Origin of the sequence: Leucobacter ruminantium (assembly GCF_017565705.1) — a bacterium.
Taxonomy (GTDB): domain Bacteria; phylum Actinomycetota; class Actinomycetes; order Actinomycetales; family Microbacteriaceae; genus Leucobacter; species Leucobacter ruminantium.
The window spans coordinates 79499-102399 of sequence record NZ_JAGDYL010000013.1 but is presented as its reverse complement, the minus strand read 5'-3'; the positions used below and the strand labels follow the sequence as shown (position 1 = coordinate 102399).

Below are 22901 nucleotides of genomic sequence, written 5' to 3'. Positions count from 1 at the left end.
AGGTAGCGTTAAACACGAAGACCTCGTGAGAGAACGATGGACGTTGAACACCCTGATTCTCTTACGAGGTCTTCGTTCTACCCAGGCGTACTCACCGATCGGCCTACACTCTCAAATCCGAAGAGCCCTTTAAACGATGTGCCGCCTCCGGGGTCGGAGAAACCGGCCGGGGTGCGGGTGCAGTGGAAGCGCCCGACGGAGTTGTTCGCCGAAGCCGGAGCGAAGTGCACGGCACGCGGCATTGATTTCATTGCCGCTACACACCAGCGCATCTTCGACCGTCTACGCACCGACGATGGGCTCTCCGAAGGCGCGGAGGCGCGGACGAGACTGGCGCCGCTGAATCCCTTCGAGACGGAGGATCCCTTCACGTTGGAGCAGCGGCGTCGCACGGAGCCGGCACCGTTTGAGACGCTGGCGAGAGAGTCATGATGGTGGTGCATCATGAGCGTACCCGCCCTGACCCGAGATTTTCGGAGTCTTGGATCCACCCCTCTTGTAGGAGGTGCGTCTGCCATGACCCGATCAATCGATTCTGCTGCTGTTCCCGCGTTCCAGACTCCCGAGGGGCTGAGAGCCTTACTGATTCGGCTGGATGAGGCCGGGCCTGGCTCGTGGCGCTTCGACGCGGAGGCGCACGAGCTGGCGAAGTTCGTCGCACGGAAGTACGCACAGCTCGCCCGCAACCATGGCCTCGACAAGTGGGAGGCGGTGACCGCCGCATTCGACGCGATGCGAGACGCCGGCGCCCGCCGAGCGGACGACCCGTGGGGGTACGTGACCAAAGCCGTGAAGTTGACCTGCTACTACGAGGAGCGCGGACAAGGACTGCTCTGCTCAGTCTCGCGAGCTCGAAAGAAGCACGCGTCAGTGCACCATGACGCGGAGCGCCTGGCGGATCGCGAGCAGGCCCGGCTTGAGTACGATCCGGCGTTCCAGACGACTACGGTGTTCCCGAGTGACGACTTCGAGCAGGAGGTTCCGGGGCCTGCTCAGATGGCGGTCGAGAGCGCGGTCGCGATATTTATGCGACTCGGGTGGCCGGTCGAGGTCGCACGCTACACGGTCGAGTACATCAGTGATGTGCTCGCGCGCCTGGGGAGCCGGCCGTCCGCGTATGACGCGCTTCGCCGGGATACTACGGCGCGGGCGCTCTATGATCTCTCCAAGAAGTCCTGGAACACTGCGGTGCTCGTGCTCCTCGGAAACCCGAACCCTGCCTACGCGGCCACGCGGGCAGGCCGCGGGCTGTTGAAGCGGCTCGCGCTCGAGGAGCCCATCGAGTTGGTGTTCGCCGATGACGTGCTCGTGATGAAGATCGTCGAGGCTGCTCCTGCGAGTGGTGGTCTGCCATGAGCGGCGAGTACGGGCTGCAGCTCGACCGAGCCCTCGATTCCCTCCGCATCCCGGACCGGTTCCGCACCGACTTCGGCGACCTCGGGCCGCTGATGCAGTCCATGCGGGAGCGCGGGCTGCTGCAACCGCCGACGATCACCCCGGAGGGCATCGTCCTCATCGGGGGCCGACGTGTCGCCGCGGCGAGGGAGCTGGGCTGGCGCACTATCAGCGTGTGGGTGCGCTCCGGCCTCTCCGACCGCGTCGGCCGTCTCCTCGCCGAGCACGACGATCACATCACCCACAAACCGCTCAACCTGATCGAGGAAGCCGCCCTCTATCGCGAGCTGAAGACCGTGTTCGCGGAGGCCGCTGCTCTACGTCAGCGTGCGTCCCGCTTCGGCCGGCTCGACGAAGAAAATGGCGGAACGTCCGGTGCGGAGGAATCCTCACCACCGGGAGACCTGCCGCTGCTCAACGAAGCTGGGCGTGCACGGGAACAGGCGGCCCGGTTGGTGACGGGGCGCGCCGCGTTCCAGAAGTTGGATCAGGTGTGCCGGATCGAGGACATCGCCAACGATCAGCAAGCGTCCGAGTCGCTCCGCTCGCAAGCCCGGGACGAGATCGAGCTCATGCGGAACGGGGCCGCCGCCTACCCCTCGCACCTCCGGATGAACGCGGCCCTAACTTTGGATCAGCTCGATCGAATCGCCGCCAACCCCGCCGAGCCTGAAGAGGTCCGGGACCAGGCCCGCAAGGAGGCTGCGCGGGTGCGGGATTCTGATGCGAAAGCCGTGGAGATGGAGCGCATCGCGAAGGCCGCTCTGCAACGAGTCCAGGCGGGGTCGAAGCGCAAGTCGAAGCCCGCGAAGCCGGTGCTGCTGCTCGAGAACGCCGGTGCCCCGGTGCTGTACAGCACGCTCGCGTTCCGGCAGATCTGGTCAGAACTCGACGCGTGGTGGGAACACTACGACCTGGCCAAGCTCGCGAGAGAGCTCTCCGAGGAGGAGCTCGGACAGTTCCTGCGCATCGTCGACGGCACCGTCCGCTTCGCCGACGAGCTTCGTGCCGCCCGCGCGGATGCCGCCTGACCTGCAGGCCTACTTCGTCGTCCGCTCTGCCAAGTCTCGGGGCTGACAGTCCACCTTCTCGGTATGAACGCCCGGACCAAGCCTCTCGCCACCGTATCCGCTGATCGTGCCAGCCGCATCCGGCTGGTCTGGTCGGTCGTCGTGATCGGGGTACTGCTCGCCGCCGTGGTCGTCGCCACGATCGGCTTCCTCCTCGGACCACCGACCTCAGATTCCGCACCGGAGCCGACGTCCGGGCCGAGTACGTCGGCCCCGGAGACCGATGCTCCTGCAGGGCAGGCGGAACTGCCGAAGATCGCGAAGACGGGAGACCCTGCCCGGTTCGCCGAGTCGGTCGCGCTCGCGCTCTTCGCCTGGGACACCGTCGGTGGCTTCCAGCCACGGGACTACACGGAAGCGATCCTCACTGCGGCGGACCCAGCGAACGAGGAAACCAACGGGCTCGCCACCGACGTCATGGGGGTGCTGCCCACGCGGGCTGCCTGGGTCGAGCTGCAGAAATACGAGACCGCGCAGCGCCTCGAGATCGACCGACTCTACGTGCCCGACGCCTGGGATGACGTCGTGGCACAGGCCAGGAAAGGAACGATCCTGCCGGGCACGATCGCCTATACCGTCGACGGCACCCGGCACCGCACCGGCGTCTGGGACGGCGACAACACCGCGACAACTCACCCGGTGTCGTTCACGATGTTCATCGCCTGCGAGCCCAGCTATGAGGCGTGCAAACTGTTGCGGCTCACGCAATTCGACAAGCCCCTGAAATAGGCCGGGGCGATCATGTCGAAGTTGCTGGCCGGGATCGTGGCGGCGCTCATCGCGTTCGGCCCATCCGCCGGCCTGGTGATGTTCACCGCGATCACCGCCCCAATGGGGGTTTACGGAAGCTGCACGCCGACGCAGACGAGCGGAGGCGAGGACGGCACGGGTGGTCCGATCGCACCGGAGAAGCCTCCCGAATCGGCCCGGGTGGTGATGCCGCTCCCCGAAGACACCTGGGTCAGAACCGACGGCTTCGGGTGGCGATTCGAGCCCTTCACGGGGCTCGGGAACATGCACACCGGCCTCGATATGGCAGCACCCGACGGTACCCCGATCCTCGCCGCCGCTGACGGCATCGTCACCGTGGCCGAGTATTCCGTCGAATGGGGCGGGCTCGTCGTGATCGAGCACACCATCGGTGGGAACACCATCGCCACCGCCTACGCTCACTCCTGGCAGCACGGGATCCACGTCACCCCCGGCACGAAAGTCACGGCCGGCCAGCACATCGCCGACGTCGGCTCATCGGGATACTCCACCGGGGCCCACTTGCACTTCGAGGTTCGACCTGGCGGCACCTACGCGACCGCGATCGATCCCGAGCCGTGGTTGGCAGCGCAAGGCGCAATCGGCATCAGCGGTGGCTCTGGTGGAGGTGGCCCGACACCGGCCGGGGCCTGCCACTCCCCCTCCGAGGAAGGGAACGAGGACGAGGACGAGGACGGCGAGCAGGATGCCGGTGCCCAGGAGACGGGTGCGGTCGGATGAATGTGTTCCCCGATTTCGGCAGTCTCTCTGGGCTGAACAGCCTGCGCGAGGTGATCGGCGCGGCGTTGACGTTCGTCTTGATCGTCAGCGTCCTGATGACCGTGGTCTCGGCTACCGCCTGGGGCATCGGTGCCTGGAACGGGAACCCGCAGACCGCTGCTCGAGGCCGGGTCGGGGTGCTCGTCGCGCTCGGTGGTGCGCTCTGCGCCGGGGCCGCGATGGCGATCGTGAACACGCTCATCGGGTACGGCCAAGACCTCTAACCCCTCACGCAACGCCTGTTCCTTGATGCCCTGCTTCGGCGGGGCATCACCGCGTTCACCGGAGAGGGTCGGTTGTCTTGGTGCACCTCTTCTGCGAACCCACCGTTTCTGCTCGCAGCAAGGAGCTCACACCGTGATCGACATCAGCCCCAACTCATCCGGCCTGCCGGGCATCGAAGCCCTGCGCCTCATCGTCGGGGCGGTCATGACGTTCGGCTTAGTGCTGAGCGTGTTGGGGCTCATCATCGCGGCGATCGTCTGGGCTTTCGGAGCAAACGGGAGCAACCCGCACCTCGCGGGCCGCGGTCGACTCGGCGTCCTGATCTGCTGCGGCGCCGCAGTGATCTGCGGGGCCGCCGTCACCCTCGTGAATTTCGCGTGGGACGTCGGACAAAGCATCTAAGCCGGACCAGAGTAAGGAGCCCTCACTATGAGTTTGTGCGAGCAGCCCATCCTCTCCTCCCTCTGCCAGACGGCGGACGAGACCGCCGCGGCGATGGCCGCCGCCCCGCTCCAATGGGTCGCCGATTCAGTCGGGCAGACCGCGGGATGGTTCGTCGAGGGCCTCTGGCTGGTGTTCGATTCGACCACGATGGTCGATGTCACCAGCCCCGGCTTCCTCGCCGTCTACAATTTGATCTTCGGCATCGGGATCCTCGTCGCCCTTCTGCTGTTCTGCTTCCAACTCATCACGGCGATGGTGAAGCGCGAACCGGGCGGTCTCACTCGGGCCGGAATCGGCCTGGGCAAGAGCGTCCTCGGCAGCTTCGTCGCCGTCACGCTCGTCGCGCTGGGGCTCGAGATCATCGACCAGCTCAGCATCGGCATCGTGCAGGCCACCGGGAACACGATGGCCGGGATGGGCGACAAGATCCTCATCCTCATCACCTCACTCAACACCCTCAACGTGGTCAGTCCCGGGATCGGGGCGATCGTCACCCTGTTCCTCGGCGGCCTCGCGATCGCCGCCACCGCGATCGTGTGGCTGTCGTTGTTGGTGAGAAAATCGTTGATCCTCCTCGCGGTCGCACTCGCACCGCTCGCGCTGGCCGGCTCCTCCTGGGACACCACCCGCGGGTGGGCGTCGAAGTGGCTCATGTTTCTCGTCGCGCTCGTAGCGTCGAAGCTCGTGCTGACCGTGATCCTCCTCATCGCGATCTCGCAGATTTCGACCCCGATCGCGCTCGACATCCAGGCGCTCACCGATCCGCTCGCGGGGATCGTGTTGCTCCTGGTCGCTGCGTTTGCGCCGTACGTCACGTATAAGGCGATCAGCTTCCTCGGCACCGACTACTACCACGCCATGTCGACCGAGTCCGAAGCGAAGAACGCACTCAACCGCCCCGTCCCCGTCCCCAACCGGATTCCCGGAAACCCGTTCGATCTGTTCGGGAAGAAGGGCGGCGGAGACGACGGGAACGGCGGAGGCGGAGACAGTCCTGCACCACCGACGCCCGGCGGCGGCGCTCCCACCGACGGCGGCGCCCCAGCTGGCGAAGGTGAGACCGTCGCCGCTGAAGGCGGAGAAGGCGCCGCGGGCGGGCCGGTCGTACTCGCGGTCACTACCGGCGTCGCCGTCGGAAAGAAGTCCATGGAGGCTGGCCCCGAGCTGGGCGAGTACATGGGCGGGCAGGCCGACGACCAGATGTCAGGCGCGGACGGGGCCGGCCAGCCGTCATCGCCGCCGTCCGCTCCCCCGCAGCGGTCTCCGCAGGTGCCGCCGCCGCGACCGCTCCCACCGGGCCAGTCGTCCGATCCCGCTCCGACGCCGCCAGAGAAATAGGAAGAGGATCTGCCATGTCTGCTGGGTTTGAACTCGATACCGTGCAGTTCTCGCGCCTCACCAAGCGCGGAATCATGCTGGGCCTCTCCCTACCGCAGCTCCTCGTGCTCGGTGTCGGCCTCTTCATCGCCGTCGCCTCCCTGTATGTGACGGGCGGATCGGGTCTTATCTGGACCGCGCCCGCCTGGGGGTGCTGCGCGGCGACCGCCCTGGTCCCCATCGGCGGCAGGAAGGTCGTCGAGTGGTTGCCGATCGTGGCCGGCTGGTGGCTGCGCCGCGTCGCAGGCCAGACCGAGTACCGGCGCAAGCTCATGACCCCGCGCCCCGAAGGCACGCTCGCGCTCCCAGGTGATGCCGCGTCTCTTCGCGAATGGGTGGACGAGGAAACCGGGGCGGCCATGATCCACGACCCGCACCAGCACCTGCTGACGGCGGTGCTCGCGGTGTCGCATCCGGCGTTCGTGCTGCTCGACCCGGCCGACCAGCAGCGCCGCGTGGACGGGTGGGGGCGCGTCCTCGCATCCGCCTGCCGTTCGGGCAGGATCGGCCGGATCCAGGTCAGCGAACGCACCCTGCCCGACTCGGGAACCGGGCTCGCCCAGTGGTGGAAGGAACACGGCAACGCCGACGGATCGTGGGCAGCCACCGTATACGAGGAACTCATCGAACGTGCCGCGCCAACCGGGGAACGCCACGCGACCACCGTGTCGCTCTCGCTCGACATGCGCGCCGCTGCCCGCGCCATCCGCGTCGCCGGCGGCGGGATGCGTGGCGCCGCGCACGTGCTGCGCCAGGAGATGCACACCACCGTAGCCGCGATCCGCGCCGCAGACCTCCACGTCGACGGCTGGCTCACCCCCGGCAACATCGCGCTCATCCTGCGCGCCGCCTACGACCCGGCCACCGCCGCCGCCCTCGAGCGCCACGGTGAGCTCGGGCGCGACCTCGCCACCGCTGGCCCCGTCGCCGTGACAGAACGCTGGGACCAACTGCGTTCCGACTCTGCTCACCACGCGGTCCTCTGGATCAGCGAATGGCCCAGATCCCAGGTCTACCCCGGGTTCCTCTCGCCCCTCGTGCTCTCCTCGGGGATCCTCCGCACCCTCTCGCTGCACTACATTCCCGTGCGCGCAGACCAGGCCGCCCGCGATCTCCGGCGCAAGCGGACCGAGCTGATTTCCGATCAGGCGCAGCGGGCGAAGCTGGGCCAGATCGAGGACGCCGACTCCTCCGCGGAATACGCCGACGTGATGCAGCAACAGGCCGACCTCAGCTCCGGACACGGACTCGCCCGCGTCACCGGCCTCATCGCCGTCACCGCGTCGACCGCGGACGAACTCGAAGCCGCAGTGGCCGCGGTCGAGCAGGCCGCGATCCAAGCCTCCTGCGAATGCCGACGCCTCGTCGGCCAACAGGCCCGCGCATTCGCGGCAGCCAGCCTCCCGCTCGCACGCCCCATCTAACACCGTTTCGCGAAGGGAGAGATACTGATGACCGATGCAGAGCGTCTGCACACGAGTGTGCTGGTCGCGCCGCAGGCCGAACGACGTAAGCTCCGCAAAGCTCGGCGCCAAGCCGCCGAGCAGCTCCGCTACGAAGCCCGCGCACGCGAGTACGCAGAACAGCAGGCCAGCCGCGAGGCCGAACGGCAAGAACGGCGCAACACCGTCTACCTACCCAGGACTGGTGAGCCCGGTCCGGAGTCGCTGCGCACCCCAGGCCGGTTCCGACTCCCGAAGCATCAGGACACCACGTCGACCTTGGGTGGCCAGTATCCGTTCCTCGCGGAAGGTGGTCTCGGATCCGCAGGCATCTACATCGGTCAAGATCTCTACTCCGGGGCGGCTTTCACCTTCGACCCGTGGGAGCTGTACCGGCGGGGCGTGATCACTGCGCCGAACATCCTCATCGTGGGTCTCGTGGGGAGCGGGAAGTCCGCACTCTCCAAGAGCCTGTACACGAGGGCGATCCCGTTCGGGAAGCGCGTCTACGTCTCCGGCGACCCGAAAGGCGAGCACAGCAAGATCGCGGAGCTCGTCGGAGGAAAAGCGATCGCGCTGGGCAGAGGGATGCAGTCGAGGCTCAATCCACTCGATGAGGGGTACCGCGCTTCCGGCATTTCCGATGCGGACTGGGGAGCCCAGGTGGCGGCGCGGCGGCGCGATCTGATCGGGAGCCTCGGGGAGACCATGCTCGGGCGGCCTCTTACCCCGCTCGAGCACACCTGCATCGACCAGGCGCTGCATGACGTCGTAAGGGAGAACGCGACGCCGATCCTGCCGCAGATCGTTGACCGGATCCTCGCACCCGGCAGCACCGCGCCAGAGCCGGAACGGCTGCGAGAAGACGGCAGGCAGCTCGGGCACGCGCTCCGCAGGCTCGTCAGCGGCGACTTGGCCGGCGTGTTCGACGGCCCCAGCACCGTCAGATTCGATCCCTCGCTCCCGATGATCAGCCTCGACCTGTCGCGCATGGCCGACAGTCCCGCCCTCACTCCGCTGCTGATGACCTGCAGCAGCGCTTGGATGGAGAGCGCGCTGCTCGACCCCCGCGGTGGGCAGCGCTTCGTGCTCGACGACGAGGCCTGGCACACCATGTCATTTCCCGCCCTGCTCCGCCGGAAAGACGCCTGGTTCCGGCTCGCGAGGCACTACGGCATCTCGAACATCGTGATCTTTCACAAGCTGTCAGACCTCGATAATCTCGGCGATCAGGGATCTGCGAATCGTGCGATCGCGTCCTCTCTGCTCGCCAATGCTGAAACTCGAGTTGTGCTGAGACAAGAATCCGATCAGCTCGGACCCACCGCGCAAGCACTCGGCTTGACCGGCACGGAGCAGTCGTTGCTCCCCAGTTTGGGTGTCGGGCAGGCACTGTGGAAGATCGCAGGGCGCTCCTTTCTTTCGCAACATCAGCTACATCCCGCCGAGCTTCAAGCGTTCGACACCCGTCAAAAAATGCTCGAAAAAAGCTAGAAGCTCGCGTGAATATTGACGGTCTTGTCGGGCGCTTAAGTGCTCACCGTTGCTCTGAGGATAGTTGGACGGTTGTATTCGTGCCCCCCTTCACGTCAGCTGCGCAAAAGGTGGGTTCAAGAATCTTCCCTACGGGCGAGGATCCGCATGCATGAGTCGTCCACGATCTTTGACCACAGTCGAGCCTGTGAGCCTTCGCACGGCACGTCGTCTACGCAGTCGTACTCACATTCCGAGATGATGAGTATTACCTGCCAGATGGACGCATGGAGACAGACAATGAACGTCGAGCTACTCGCAATCTCTGATCTCGAGCAAAAGATTGCTTCATGCTTGAATCTGGAACCCTACTTCGACCGAAACGATAAGACTCCATTCACCGACGGCCACATCGATATCTACGAGACTAAATCACGAAGTAAGGGGCACTTCGTCGGGCGGGTGACCGCACAGATTAAGGGTCAACAGATACCCAAGAAGCGGCGGAGGACCGCCTCTTTCTCGATTAAACGGGTCGACCTCGAAGGCTTCGTTCGACTGAAGACCACTGTGCTCTTCCTGGTCAATTTCGTTCAGCGTCCTCGCGACGGCCATGGCGCGGTTTTCTTGCCGCACTATGTGACTCTAAGCCCTTTCAAGCTCAGGCAGATTCTCGAAGACATGAGCCCCAAACAGGCTACAAAAGCAGTGCAGCTGAAGAAGCTGCCCACTGATGAAGCGGGCATCGAACAGGTCGTAAGATTCGCAAAAGAAACACAGCTCGAGTCGCCGGAGCTCGGGTTCGACCCAGACATCTTCGAGAAAGCCTCAGCGCTGACGGTGTTCTCCGACGAGCCTCTCGACTTCAGCGGGCCCATCGCGCTCCGACGTGAGGAGACAAACTTCACCTTAGTGGTCACAACGATTGCCGGAGGCCGTATCGCCATACCCGGCGAGTTTGATCTGATTCCACAGGATCTCGAGCCGGAGATCGTTCCGTTGGTGTTCGGCGCAGGGGGCGTTACCTACAGCGCGGTGACGCGCAGCAGAATCGATGAAGAAACCGTGGAACTGCGTCTCAGCGACGCCTTGTCGTTCACGATGAAGGATCCCGAACTCGGTCTACGGGGCGCGATGAGTTGGACATCGCAGGAATTTCTCGCCGACGCACTCCGAGACCTCACCTTCATCATGCACAGTTGGGAGAATTCAGGGTTCGAGGTCGACGGACAGAAGGTCACCTTCGAGTTCAGCAAGCCTGAGAACCATGAGGAAATGCGGGAGTACAGAGATCACCTCGCGAAGCTCTCATCTGTCCTCCTGCACTTCGGTGCGGACCCTGCGCTTGTAGCGCTCGACGAGATTACGCCGAATCAGCATGAGCAGCTCAGCAATCTCCACGATGTCATATCCGGAGACAAGGAAATCCCCGAGCGATATCAGGGAGGAGGTCGCATCCGCCAACGCGTCGGTCACTGGGGCATGGAACTTGTCGTGCTGGCGCCAACAGACGAGACACCTGCGCGCATTGTCAGCCTCTTCGACGCTGGATTGAGCCATCACTTCGCCGTTGCGCAAGATGATGACCCCACACAGAATGGCTACTCGATCATCACACCGTACGACATCCTGCCGAAAGAAGAACTGCCAAATACGCTCAACTTGGATCTTGGCCGGATCGTTTCTGCTTACACCCAGATCGCGAGCTATTCGACGACGCTGTCGTATGCGAACCACATGGTGCTCTCGCTCATCCATGCATCAGACATCGACGAACGAAGAGTGGAAGCATTTCTTCACGCCGCGAGCGAGCTCAATGACTGGATCATCGGTGAAGATGGCGAGCAGCCAATCCATCTCATCAATCGCTGGCAGATCGAGTGCAGGCGGCGCACACTCACGGACACAGAGAAGACATCCGTCCGAGCGCTGAAGCTGAAAGCGTCCCGTGGCGAAGTTGAAGACGGCGAGCGCATTGCGCTCTGCTGCGCGATCCTCCTCGAGGACCGGGACGAAACCCGTTTCCTCTGGGACGCACTCGCGGCCAGCAAGCGATCGGCTCTTGAGGGTTGGCCCATCGGGAACCTGCTCCAGACCCTAATCTGAGTTCTTCCAAAGCGAACGAGGTTCGAGCCCCAGAGCCCTGTTCGGCAAGGGGCATGCGAACTTAGAGACGTAAGCGATGGCGTCTATTCAGGATCTATAGGGTTGCTACGCCTCCATGAATGCATTGGGTGGAGGTGCACGCTCGAGGCGGGATCCTTTCGGAACGCGAGGATCGCTCGACAACGTTCAGAAGCATCCGGTGACAGCTCGATACACACTTCCTCCGTGGTGCCGGGGAGCCGGGCGAAGGCTCGGTAGAAGATCGTTGCGCCTCGTCCGATCCGGCACGGCGTGAGCGTGCCGACCGTGTCCCCGTCTTGCAGCACTTCCCAGGAGGGAGGGTCGGCGCGGTAGACGCGGGGTTTGAGTCGCGTGGTGAGGCCATCGCCGAGGTCACTGGGGATGTTGGCTTGTTCTTCAAGCCCAGACATTGCGGAGTTCCCATCCGGCGAGCGTTCTCACGGCGTCGATCGTGCACACGGCTCCGTCGGCGTCGGATCTCGCAATGAATCGCCAGCCCATTCGCCACCCCTCGGGCGGGTGAGTGATCAGGGGGTGCATCATCCAGTCGGGCTCATCCTGGAGTGGAGTCGGAGTGTCGATCACACGCCAGTGAGCTTCCCGCCATCGCATCGCGATGGGCCGGTCGTCGGCGATCTCGACCTCCGTGGCTTCCTCGATCCTCATGGTCACCTCACCACATTCTTCGAACATATGTTCGAGAAAATCCACGATAGACGCCGGAACGCTCTCGCGCAACGACGTCCCATTCCGAGGCAACCCCGGTGGGGCGGGTGCACCTGTTCTGTGGGCCGCTGCCGACCCGGAGGCGACCTTTCAGATTACGGATCAGGAGATGCCATGTCCTTTACGCCCGCCCTTCCGCCCGATCAGACGGTGTCGCATCCGCCCGGCCGTCGAAGGCTGCATTCGAGTGAGCGGCGGTTTCGCGCGCAGTTCGCCACGCTCCTGCTGACGCTGTTCGTCCTGCTTACGGGACTCGTGCAGGTGCCCGCTCCGGCGCAGGCGGCGAGCCTCGGGGTCGGGTGGGGTGATGAGTCGCTGTGGATTGGCAGCTACTCCGCGCACGGGCGTCAGACGTACTGCATGGACATCGCGGCCCTCCCGCCATGGGGCACAACGGAGCATCCGCAGCTGACGACGACGCTCGACTCGCTGTCGGCGACCGAGCTCGCACGGCTGAACTACACGCTCGGGAAGTGGGGCGAGTCGCTCGACCCGGCGGTGACTTCTGCAGTGCAGTTGTACGTCTGGGATGTTGCCGATCACGCGACTTACGTGAGTCGTGGCGGTGACGGCCACTTCATCCAGCGCGTCCCCGACGCCTACCGCGGCACGGTGCTGGGGCATCTCGGAACGATGCGGGCGGAGGCCGCCGCGAACGCGGTGACGGATCCTGCGGTCGGCGTGAGTCTCGCGATGTCGGATCAGTACGCCGGCCAGCTGACGGTGACGACGAAGCCGGCCTCGTTGACGGGGCAGGTGACGCTCACGAACGGGAAGTTCTCGGACGGATCGAGCACCGCGACGCTCGGGCAGGGCACTCACGAGATCACGGGCGTGCCTCCGGCGGGGTCCGCGTCGTACCGGGTGACTGCGACGATGACGGCGAGCGCTGCGAAGTACGGGGCGGGGGTGGATCTGTTCTACACGCCGGGTGAGCAGCGCATACTCGGGGCCGCCAGCTTCGCACCGCTGACGGCTACGGCGTCGACGCCGGATATCCCGATCGATTTCCAGCCCGAGCTCACCACTCAGGTGGCGTCGAAGTTTGTGCAGGCGGGCGATCCGATGGTCGATGGCTTGGATGTGCGGGTGACGAAGCACTCCTGGATCCAGGTGGGCGGCAAGCCCGTCCCGGTGGTCGCCGATGGGGTGCTGTATGGTCCGTTCGATGCGCAGCCGGCCGAAGCGAACGCACCCCCGGAGGGTGCGCCGGTCGCGGGTCGGGAGCAGCTGACGTTGACGAAGCCGGGCGGCTATCAGTCGCCGGGCACGATCCGCGCGCCCGAGGCGGGCTTCTACACGTGGGTGTGGAGCATCGACAAGGACAAGCAGGGCGCGAACGCGAAGTACCTCACCGGGAGCTTTACCGATCGCTTCGGGCGGGTGGCGGAGACGGCGATCACGCCGTTCCAGCCGGAGGCGGTGTCGCGAGCGAACGGCAAGCTGGTGAAGCCGGGTGATCGGGTGACCGATACGATCACGGTCTCGTCCACCAACGGGGCTTGGTTGAAGCACAACGGTGCTCCGATTCCGGTGATCTTCGAGGGCACCGCCTATCAGGTGCCTGGTGCGCTTCCTCCGGTGCAGGGGGCGGAGGTCCCGGAGGATGCGGTGCCGCTTGAGACGGTGCAGGTGACAGCGTCCGGGCCGGGCGAGTACAGTTCGCCGGAGGTGGTGCTGCCGGCGGGTGGGTTCGTGACCTGGGTGTGGAAGGTCTCGAAGGCGACGCAGCCGGAGTGGGTGCGTCCCTACATCGCGGCCGACTGGCAGGACGACTACGGCATCAATGTCGAGTCGCATTCCGTGCGGTGGCCGCTCGAGATCACCTCCGAGGTGCGGGAGTACAACGTCCACGACAAGGGTCGCGCTTTCGACCGGGTCACGGTGTCGGGCTTCCCTGACGACCATCCCGAGTTCGAGGGCGATGGCCACTGGAAGGCCGATGAGAAGACCATGACGCACACGGTCTACGGCCCGTTCGAGAGGGACACGGAATTGACCGATGACCTGGATCTGGGTGCGGCTCCGGTGCTGACGAGGATTACGGCGCCTGCCAAGAACGGGGTCTACGATCTGGGCTATTCGGATGCGGATCGGATCCAGCCGACGGAGCCGGGCTACTACGTTGTCGTGAGTCATTTCAAGGGTGACGATCGGGTGCAGCCGTTCACGAGTTCCCCGGCAGATATTCGGGAGCGGTTCTTCGTCCCCGGCAAGGATCAGCCGGTCACGGTCATCACCCAGGCACAGCCCTCCGCACTGGTGGGTGATCCGTTCGAGGACGTCGCCCTCGTGCAGGGCACCGACATTCCGGCGGGCGCGTACTTGATGTTCCGGGCGTACGGGCCGCAGCCCGATGGTGAGGCGCCGTCGTGCGAGGCACCGTTCTTCACGTCCGAGGAGATTCCCGTTACCCAGGCCGGCACCTATCGCTCGGGCGCGACGAGCACGGACCGGCCGGGCAACGTGTACTGGGTCGAGACGCTCTACGACCGTGACGGCACGGTGATCACGGCGGGTACGTGCGGGGCTCCGGGTGAGACGACGGTGGTGAGCGAGCGTCCGCCGGGAAGCCCGAAGCCGCCGACCCCGGAGACGCCGCCTTCGCCGCCGCTGCCGGAACTGCCCACGACCGGCGCGTCGGACTGGCTGCCGCTTGGCATCGGTGTCGGGGCCGCAGCGATCCTGCTCGGCGCCACGCTCCTGGTGGGGCGGAAGCTTGCGAAGCGGCGCCGGACCGACGAGCCGGGTGAGGAGGTGGCTATCGAAGAACTGATGTAGGCATCTCTCAGCACACTCCCCCCCCAGGGCGGGAGGCCAGCCACTTCCGGCTGCGCCTCCCGCCCTGCTGCGTTTCCGGGCACGCCGCCCACCTTCCCGGCATGACGAGATCCATGCTGCTGCCCCTGCCCGCTGCGACCCGGCTGGGGGTCGCTTCATGAGACGACCCGCGGCGAGGGCTTCGACGTCTGGGGAGGGCGGGGCGCAGGTGCGGTTGCCGCTCGTTCAGATGACCGTGCACGAGGGTGGCGCGATGACGGTGCTCGTCGACGGAACCGTGTACCCGCCTCCGCAGCATGCCCCAGCCTGGTCGCGGGCCTCGTTCTCGATGATCCTCGACGCGATTACCGCGCAGCTCGGGCAGGCCGTGAAAGTCGTGGTGACCGAGAGCGACGGATCGACGTTCACGGATATCGCGACCCCAGTACGCCGCCGCGCCTCGTACATCGCCCCGACCCCGGCCCCGACGGCGGCACCGACTCCACAGCCGGCGCACCACCACGACGGGATTTCCGCGCCGGGGCCGATGCTCTCTGTTTCGGGGAGCGGGTTTCTCGCCGGGGAGGATGTCGCGGTAGCCGTGGTGCTGACGCACACGAGCGCCGCCCCCGATGGACGCGTGTCGGCTCACGTTGCAGCGCCGCCGGAGCTCGTCGGCGCGGGAAGCGGTGAGCTGGTGCTGCTGGGCCGAATCTCGGAAACCGTCTCGATCGTCCGGGCGGCGTCATGACCGCGGGACGGCAAGTCGGCGGATACGGGCATGAGCTCACCACCTTCGCCATGATCGGGCTCATCGCACTCGTCGCGTTCAGCGGCGTCCTGCGCCTGGCAGGAACCATCACGGCCTGGTTGACCGGCTCCGCGGCCCCCACCGCAGGAACAGCGGCGGGACTGGGCGTCCTGTTCCGCCCCGGCGCCCCGGCGCAGGCGCTCGGCGCAGAGGGTCTGAACCCCGTCCTGTACTGGATCGTCACCGCCGTCCTCCTCGGAGCGCTGACGGCTATCGGCGGTGGCATCTGGGTGCTGGTGCGTCGGTTCCGGCAGCAGGGCGAGCGGGATCTCCGCAAGATCGTCGGGGTCGCCACCCGATCCGAGGTGGCCGCGTACGCGTCTGAGCGGGCGCTCATGCGCCGCGCCGCAAATCTCCGCCCCTCGCTGGACGCCCCTGAGGCGAAAGATGTCGGCTACTACCTCGGCGCGTCCAGAGGGAAGCCGGTGTGGGCCTCGGTCGAAGACTCGATGCTCGTGCTCGGCCCGCCCCGCTCGGGCAAGGGCGTGCATCTCGCAATCAATATGATCCTCGACGCCCCCGGCGCGTGCGTGACGACCTCGACCCGCCCGGACAACGCCGCCGCCACGTTCTACGCCAGACAGCGAGGCGACCGCCCGGTCGCGGTCTTCGATCCGCAGCGCCTCGCACACGGCCTCCCCTCGGGGCTCCGCTGGTCGCCCATCCGGGGTGCCGCCGATCCGCTGACTGCGATGATCCGCGCCACCGGTCTCGCTGCGGCGACCGGGCTCTCCGCAGGGGATGTGGAGTCCGGTGGGTTCTGGGAGGCGAAGACTAGGGTGGCGCTGCAGGCGCTGCTCCATGCGGCCGCGCTCGATGACCGGACTCCCGGGGAGCTCTTCCGGTGGACGCTCGACCCCTCCGCGGCCGCGGAAGCCGTGGCCATCCTCGAGTCGAACACGCAGGCGGCCGCGGGGTGGGCGGACGCGCTCGGCGGCGTCATCGATGCCGACCCGCGCACGCGCGACAGCATCTGGCAGGGCGTCGCCCTGAGCCTGTCCGCGCTCGCAGACCCGCGCGTACTCGACGCCGTGAGCCCGGCACCCGGCGAAGAGTTCGACCCGGAGGCGTTCCTCAACGAACGCGGCACACTGTATCTGCTCGCCACCGGCGCGGGGGCCGGCGCCTCGGCCTCGCTCGTGGCTGCCCTGATCGAAGACATCGTCGAGACCGCAAGACGCAGGGCCGCGGTCTCCGCCCGGGCACGGTTGGATCCGCCGCTCGCGCTCCTGCTCGATGAGATCGCCAACATCTCCGCCCTGCCATCCCTTCCCACGCTCATGGCAGAAGGCGGCGGTTCAGGGATCACGACCGTGCCGATCCTGCAATCTCTGGCGCAGGCGCGCGAGAAGTGGGGCGATGACGCCGCGGGCGCTGTGTGGGATGCCGCAATCGTGAAAGTGCTGCTCGGTGGGACATCGAGTGCGCGTGATCTGCAGGATCTCTCCACCCTGCTCGGGGAACGCGACGAGAGCACGGACTCGGTGACGCTCGGGACGTATGGTGATCGGTCGACGCAGCGTTCGGTGCGGCGGGTGCCGATCCTGCCGCCCGAGAAGCTGCGAATGGTTCCATTCGGCACGGGCGTCACGCTGCTGCGATCCGCCCCGCCGATCATCACCGACCTGCGTGCCTGGACCGAGCGGCCCGATGCGGCCCAGCTCAAGACCGATCGGACGCGGGCCGAGGCGCTGCTGCGGGCCGGGGGCACGTGATGGTGCGGCGGAGGAAGCCGCCCGCGGATCAGCTCGAGCTGGACATCTGGGGGCTCGACGAACCCGCCGCCGACCGGCAAGTCCAGGCGGCCAAGGAGGGGGCAGGAGAAGATGAGCAAGTACGCGGCCAGGATCAGGGAGCACTGGGAGAAGTACGCCCCGAACCACATGAAGACATTGCTGGGTTCGACACCGGACCCGGAGACGTTCTTTTCGGCGCTGGGGGCGGAGATTCAGGGCGACGTCAGCTCGCTGGCAGAGGAAATGACCCGGGTGTTACTGGCGGAGATGCCCGAAGCGAGGGACAATTATCTCCAGATGGTCGGGCTCATGATGACGGCCCGGAAGATCGCCGAGGAGGTCGCGATGACGCACCAGCTCACATGGGTGCAGGATCCCTCGATGAGCCTGGCCGAAGCCCGGCAGGAGTGGGACGACACCCGGCCGATGGACGACAGCCTGGCCGAGCTGGCGTACCGGTATCAGGACTACGGGTACCCGATGTACTCGACCGAGGAGCTCGAAGAGATCGCCAAGGAGTGGGCGATCCCGATGCCGTTCCTGGAGGGCCTGCTCGCGGCGGAGAAGCCCTACGAGTTCCTGGCGGAGCATCAGGAGATCATGACGGAGGCCGCAAACCTCCGCTTCCTCCGCGAAGTCCAGTAACAGATCTTTCCGAAGTACCAGCTTCGGAGGCGGACGGAGCGCCGGCGGCGCGTGCGGATGCGCCCCGGTTCGTGCCGGGCGCGGCAGCGGCGCGGCCCCCGAGCGGCGCCAAGAGCCGCTACCGCGCCAACGTCGCAGCGATTCGCATCCTGCACGTTTTAGAAGCCGAGCAGCGTCCCGCAACGACGACGGAACAGCAGGAGCTGGCGAAGTGGTCGAGTTGGGGCGCGGTCCCCGAACTGTTCGATGAGGATCGGCCCGAGTGGGCGTCCGAACGTGCGGAACTGCGGGAGATGCTGAGCGAGGAGGAGTGGCACGCTGCGGCGCGTACGACGATGAACGCGCACTACACCGATCCCGACGTCGTGCGCGAAGTGTGGCGCGCCCTGGGCGAGCTGGGTTTCACCGGAGGGCCCGTGCTCGAACCCGGCAGCGGATCGGGAACCTTCATCGGCCTCGCACCCGACACAGCAGAAGCGACCGGGATCGAACTCGACCCCGTAACTGCCGCGATCAGCCGCGCCCTCTACCCGCACACCGACATCCGCACTGAGTCGTTCGCCGATACCCGCTTCCCAGAGGGGTTCTTCGATGTCGCCGTGGGCAACGTGCCGTTCGGGAAGCTCGTGCTGCACGACCGCGTACACAACGCGGCACGGCACGGGATCCACAACCACTTCATCATCAAATCGCTCAGGCTCCTACGCCCGGGCGGCCTGATGGCGGTGCTCGCGAGTCACTGGACGATGGATGCGAAGAATCCCGGCCCGAGGCGTGACATGAACGCGCTCGCCGACCTCGTGGGCGCGGTTAGGCTGCCCAGCGGTGCACAACGGCGGATCGCGGGCACCGAGGCCATCAGCGATCTGCTCATCTTCCGCCGCCGCCCCGAGGGCGAGCCGCCGAGGGATCTGTCCTGGGAGACGACCACGCGTCTCACCTTCGACGGGGAACCGCTCCACGTGAACCAGTACTTCGATGAGCACCCCGAGTTCGTGCTCGGAGAGATCGGGATGCGGCATGGCCTCTACTCGGCGCTCTCCCTCTCCGTCACCGGCGACCTCGACCGCGTCCCCGAACAGCTGCGCGACGCCCTCGAACAGATCACCTTCCAGGCACGCCGTGCCGGGCTCACGCTCCCCGAAGCACCCTTCGAGGTCACGGCGCGTCGGGCAGCATTCGTACCGTCAGCACCCGAGCAGTGGGACGGATCCATCGTCGCCCACGAGAATGGCTCGTTCGGGGTGGTCGCGGGCGGCGCGGTCACCCCCTTCTCCGTACCGAAGAGTGCAGCGTCGGAGTTGCGGGCGCTGCTGCGGTTGCGGGACCGGGCGTCGACGCTGCTCACGATGGAAGCCGCCTCCATCGACGACACTCCAGAGCTCGACCAGGCGCGTGAACGGCTGCACCGCGACTACCGCAAGTACGTGGGCCAGTACGGGCCGCTGAACAGATTCAAACTGCGCCCGACCGGCCGCACCGACGAAGACGGCACCCCGCGGTTCGCGCGCACCGTGCCGACGCCGATCCGGCTGCTGCGCACCGACCCGTTCGGTCCGCTCGTGCTCGCCCTCGAGAACTTCGAGGAAACCGAACAGATCGCCCACCCGGCCTCCATCCTGAGCCAGCGGGTCGTGGTGCCGCGTCCCGAGATCCAAGGTGTCGAATCCCCGTCAGATGCGGTCGCCGTGAGCCTGGACCGGACCGGCGGCATCGACCTCACCTTGATCGCCGACCTCCTCGGCACCGACGAAACCGACGCCCGCGCCGCGCTCGACGGGCTCGTGTTCACCGACCCGATCACCGATGAGCTGGTGCATGCTCCCGCGTATCTCTCCGGTGACATCTACGAGAAGATCGATGCCGCGAAGCAGCGCGCAGAACAGGATCCGGCCTTCGCCGCGAACGTGACCGCGTTGGAGAAGGTGAAGCCCGAACCGCTCAGCGCCGAGGACATCAAGCCGCGCCTGGGCGCGGTGTGGATCAACGCGGAGTATCACCGCCAGTTCCTCTCCGAGCTGCTCGGAGCATCCGATGTGCGGATCGAGAACCCGGTGCCGGGCATGTGGGAAGTGCGCGGTGGGCGGCACGGCCTCCGCGCCACCTCCGAGTGGGGCACGCAGCGCCGCGTCGCCCCCGACCTCATGCAGTCGCTCATGGAGCAGAAAGCGATCCTCGTCTACGACGAAGTGGAGAACGAAGAGGGCAAGAAGCGGCAGGTGCTCAACGCGACAGAGACGACGGCTGCGCAGGAGAAAGCGCAGGCATTGCAGGAGCGCTTCGCCGAGTGGGTGTGGGAAGACCCCGAACGCGCGCGGGTGCTGGTCGACGGCTACAACCGCCGCTTCGCGTGCATCGCGCTGCGCGACTACTCGGACGCCGCGGGCTACCTCACGTTCCCCGGGCAGTCGGACACGCTCCCGTTCCGGCCGCACCAGCGCGCCGCGGTCGCCCGGATGGTCGCCGAGCCCGCAGTGGGACTGTTCCACGAAGTCGGCGCCGGGAAGACCGCCGTGATGGTGGCCGGGGCGATGGAGATGCGCCGCATGGGGCTCGTCTCAAAGCCCGTGGTGAGCGTGCCCAATCACATGCTCGAACAGTTCAGCCGGGAGTGGCTGCAGCTCTACCCGAACGCGAAGATCCTCACGGCCTCGAGTCAGGACGTCACGAAGGACCGTCGTCGCGCGTTCGTCGCGCGGGCGGCGGCAAACAACTGGGACGCGATCATCATGACCCACTCGGCATTCGAGCGGGTGCCCATGCGGCCAGAGTCCGAGCGCGAGTACCGCAACAAGCAGCTCGACCGGCTCCGCAAAGCACTCGCGCAAGTGGGCCAAGAGGAGAGGATCAGCGTGAAGCGCATGCAGCGAGCGCTCGCCGTCGCTGAGGAGAAGCTGAAGCGGATCGCCGACAAGCCCCGGGACTCGGGCGTGAACTTCGAGGACACCGGCATCGACTACGTGATCGTGGACGAGGCGCACCTCTTCAAGAACCTCGCCACCGAGTCGAACATTCGAGACGCCGCGATCTCAGGCTCCGACCGGGCATCCGATTTGCACATGAAGCTCGACTACCTGCGGTCTCAGGGCAAGCTGCGGATCGCGACTCTGGCGACGGCCACCCCGATCTCGAACAGTATTACCGAAGCTTGGGTCATGCAGAGGTATTTGCGCCCTGATTTGTTCGTGGCGGCCGGCATCGGGGAGTCGTTCGATGCTTGGGCTGCGACGTTCGGTGAGACCGTCACGCAGATGGAGATGTCGCCCGCCGCGACGTCGTTCCGGCTGAAGACCCGGTTCGCGAGGTTCCAGAACGTGCCCGAGATGCTCAGAATGTGGAGCACGTTCGCCGATGTGAAGACGGCCGAAGACCTCAAGCTCCCCACCCCGGACCTGCGGCAGCGCGAGGACGGCAACCGTGCCCCGGAAGCACGCGCGGTGCCGCCGACCGCTGAGCTGTTGCAGTACGTCGAACAGCTCGGCCTCCGAGCCGCGAAAATCGGGGACGGCCTGGTCGACCCGCGCGAGGACAACATGCTCGCCGTCACCGGCGACGGTCGCAAAGCGGCGCTCGACATGCGCCTGATCCTGCCGGAGGACCCCTCGGGGCCGACCAAGGTCGAGGTCGCCGCCGACCTCATCTTCCGCACCTGGATGAACACCAAAGACCGGGAGTACCTGGATGCCGTAACCGGTGAACCATCACCGGTGAAGGGCTCGATGCAGCTCGTGTTCTCCGATCTCTCGACACCGAACCGGGAACGCTGGAACGTGTACGAGGAACTGCGCACACAGCTCGTCTACCGCGGGATGCCAGCTGAGCTGATCCGCTTCATCCACGAAGCGAAGAACGACCTCGAGAAGGCGCGCCTCTTCGCAGCAGCACGTGCCGGACATGTCGGCGTACTCCTGGGTTCGACCGAGCGCATGGGGGTCGGCACGAATGTGCAGACCCGCGCCATCGCCCTGTACCACCTGGACTGTCCCTGGCGGCCCTCGGACATCGCGCAACGCGAGGGCCGGATCTTGCGGCAGGGCAACCAGAATGACGAGATCGCGATCGTCAGGCTGGTCACGGAGCGTTCGTTCGACTCGTACATGTGGCAGGGCGTCGAGCGGAAGGCGCGCTTCATCGCACAGGTCATGCGTGGCAGGCTCGACGTGCGTGAGATCGAGGAGATCGACTCTGCCGCGCTCACCGCCGCGGAGACCAAGGCCATCTCGACCGGGAACCCGCTGCTGCTCGAGCATTCGACGCTGCAGAGCGAGGTCGCAAGGCTGCGACGGCTCGAACGCGCCCATCACAACAACGAACGGATGCTGATCCACACCCGCCAGCAAGCGCAAGAGGACGCAGAACGCGCCCGCGCCGACGTCGCCGGGATCGAGGCCGCGATTCCGCACGCGGTCGACACCAGCGGCGACCGGTTCCGCATCGTGCTCAACGGCAGGCCCTTCGATTCTCGGGCTGACGCCGGCCACGCGCTCGCCTCCTGGGCGCATCAGGCGGGCATCCGGTATGCCCCTCGGCACGGCTCCCGCGACTTCGGAAAGATCGGCAGCATCGGCGACTTCGACATCACCTGCGCCCTCGTTCCAGAGATAGCCGGCGATCTGCTCGTGAGGCTCAGCCTCGACGGCGTCCCTCGCGGCACCTTCGCACTCACCCGAGACACGTTCCTCGAAGGCGGCGTCGGCCTCATCCAACGCATCGAGAACCGCATGTCCGCCCTGCCCACGCTGCTCGCCCAGGCCCAGGACGACCTTACGGATGCCCTGCAACGCGCGGAAGAGGCCGAGCAACGGATCGGGCAGCCCTTCAAGCACACCCTCGCGCTCTCCTCGTCGGAGGCCGAGCTCGAACGAGTCGAGAAGAAGCTCGCCGCGATGCAGCGAAGCGGAACCCCCGCAGGCCCTGATCGTACTGAGCCGGGCATCGACTCCAAGAGCCTCCGCCAGGCGCGACCGGAGCTGACCGTAGAGGCGGTGCGCGCCTACCAACCGGTCGGCGGCGCACGCTCCACGCCGGGAGACGGACGCCCCGCGCTGCAACTGGTGCCACCGCTCCCCGTCGAGCAGCGCAGCGAACCCGGCCTCGAACGCTGAACCCCATCTCGGGCGCACAGGCGCACCTCTGGAAT

16 protein-coding genes are annotated in these 22901 nt (G+C 66.3%); 15 read left to right on the top strand and 1 reads right to left on the bottom strand.

What is annotated here, in order from left to right; all coding sequences use genetic code 11:
- Positions 1 to 444: 444 nt before the first annotated feature.
- The 10 genes from J4H91_RS08920 to J4H91_RS08875 all read left to right on the top strand — a co-directional run bounded on the left by J4H91_RS08920 (position 445) and on the right by J4H91_RS08875 (position 11062).
- The gene (locus J4H91_RS08920; RefSeq protein ID WP_243752822.1) at positions 445 to 1356 is read left to right on the top strand and encodes a hypothetical protein; all 912 of its coding nucleotides are present in this window, start codon (positions 445 to 447) and stop codon (positions 1354 to 1356) included.
- Positions 1353 to 2426 (top strand): ParB N-terminal domain-containing protein, encoded by a 1074-nt coding sequence (locus J4H91_RS08915; RefSeq protein ID WP_208045908.1) that lies wholly within the window; start codon positions 1353 to 1355, stop codon positions 2424 to 2426. Before J4H91_RS08920 ends, J4H91_RS08915 begins: the two co-directional genes overlap by 4 nt.
- Positions 2427 to 2489: 63 nt before the next feature.
- Complete coding sequence (locus J4H91_RS08910) at positions 2490 to 3194, top strand: hypothetical protein (protein ID WP_208045907.1); 705 nt, start codon at positions 2490 to 2492, stop codon at positions 3192 to 3194.
- 12 nt (positions 3195 to 3206) lie between these two features.
- Complete coding sequence (locus J4H91_RS08905) at positions 3207 to 3956, top strand: M23 family metallopeptidase (RefSeq protein WP_208045906.1); 750 nt, start codon at positions 3207 to 3209, stop codon at positions 3954 to 3956.
- Entirely contained in the window at positions 3953 to 4219 is a 267-nt protein-coding gene (locus J4H91_RS08900) for a DUF6112 family protein (RefSeq protein WP_208045905.1), read from the top strand. The genes J4H91_RS08905 and J4H91_RS08900 overlap by 4 nt, the downstream gene beginning before the upstream one ends.
- 133 nt (positions 4220 to 4352) lie before the next feature.
- Positions 4353 to 4622, top strand: a complete 270-nt coding sequence (locus J4H91_RS08895) for a DUF6112 family protein (RefSeq protein ID WP_208045904.1) — start codon at positions 4353 to 4355, stop codon at positions 4620 to 4622.
- Between the two features lie 27 nt (positions 4623 to 4649).
- On the top strand, positions 4650 to 6002 hold the full coding sequence (locus tag J4H91_RS08890; RefSeq protein ID WP_208045903.1) for a conjugal transfer protein TrbL: 1353 nt from the start codon (positions 4650 to 4652) through the stop codon (positions 6000 to 6002).
- A gap of 14 nt (positions 6003 to 6016) precedes the next feature.
- Positions 6017 to 7465, top strand: a complete 1449-nt coding sequence (locus J4H91_RS08885; protein ID WP_208045902.1) for an SCO6880 family protein — start codon at positions 6017 to 6019, stop codon at positions 7463 to 7465.
- A gap of 27 nt (positions 7466 to 7492) precedes the next feature.
- The gene (locus J4H91_RS08880) at positions 7493 to 8977 is read left to right on the top strand and encodes an ATP-binding protein (RefSeq protein ID WP_208045901.1); all 1485 of its coding nucleotides are present in this window, start codon (positions 7493 to 7495) and stop codon (positions 8975 to 8977) included.
- Between the two features lie 279 nt (positions 8978 to 9256).
- The gene (locus tag J4H91_RS08875; RefSeq protein ID WP_208045900.1) at positions 9257 to 11062 is read left to right on the top strand and encodes a hypothetical protein; all 1806 of its coding nucleotides are present in this window, start codon (positions 9257 to 9259) and stop codon (positions 11060 to 11062) included.
- Positions 11063 to 11479: 417 nt separating this feature from the next.
- Here J4H91_RS08875 and J4H91_RS08870 read toward each other — a convergent pair whose 3' ends face one another.
- Positions 11480 to 11821, bottom strand: a complete 342-nt coding sequence (locus tag J4H91_RS08870) for a hypothetical protein (RefSeq protein ID WP_208045899.1) — start codon at positions 11819 to 11821, stop codon at positions 11480 to 11482.
- Between the two features lie 138 nt (positions 11822 to 11959).
- Here J4H91_RS08870 and J4H91_RS08865 point away from each other — a divergent pair, with 138 nt between their 5' ends.
- The 5 genes from J4H91_RS08865 to J4H91_RS08850 all read left to right on the top strand — a co-directional run bounded on the left by J4H91_RS08865 (position 11960) and on the right by J4H91_RS08850 (position 22866).
- Positions 11960 to 14590 (top strand): hypothetical protein, encoded by a 2631-nt coding sequence (locus tag J4H91_RS08865; RefSeq protein ID WP_341783496.1) that lies wholly within the window; start codon positions 11960 to 11962, stop codon positions 14588 to 14590.
- 229 nt (positions 14591 to 14819) lie between these two features.
- Positions 14820 to 15320, top strand: a complete 501-nt coding sequence (locus J4H91_RS08860) for a hypothetical protein (RefSeq protein ID WP_208045898.1) — start codon at positions 14820 to 14822, stop codon at positions 15318 to 15320.
- Positions 15317 to 17095, top strand: a complete 1779-nt coding sequence (locus tag J4H91_RS08855; RefSeq protein WP_208045897.1) for a type IV secretory system conjugative DNA transfer family protein — start codon at positions 15317 to 15319, stop codon at positions 17093 to 17095. Before J4H91_RS08860 ends, J4H91_RS08855 begins: the two co-directional genes overlap by 4 nt.
- A 111-nt stretch (positions 17096 to 17206) precedes the next feature.
- The gene (locus J4H91_RS15555) at positions 17207 to 17761 is read left to right on the top strand and encodes a hypothetical protein (protein WP_243752820.1); all 555 of its coding nucleotides are present in this window, start codon (positions 17207 to 17209) and stop codon (positions 17759 to 17761) included.
- A gap of 71 nt (positions 17762 to 17832) precedes the next feature.
- Positions 17833 to 22866 carry an SNF2-related protein gene (locus J4H91_RS08850; RefSeq protein WP_341783495.1) on the top strand — a complete coding sequence of 1678 codons (5034 nt, stop codon included), beginning with the start codon at positions 17833 to 17835 and terminating at the stop codon, positions 22864 to 22866.
- The last annotated feature ends 35 nt before the right edge of the window (positions 22867 to 22901 follow it).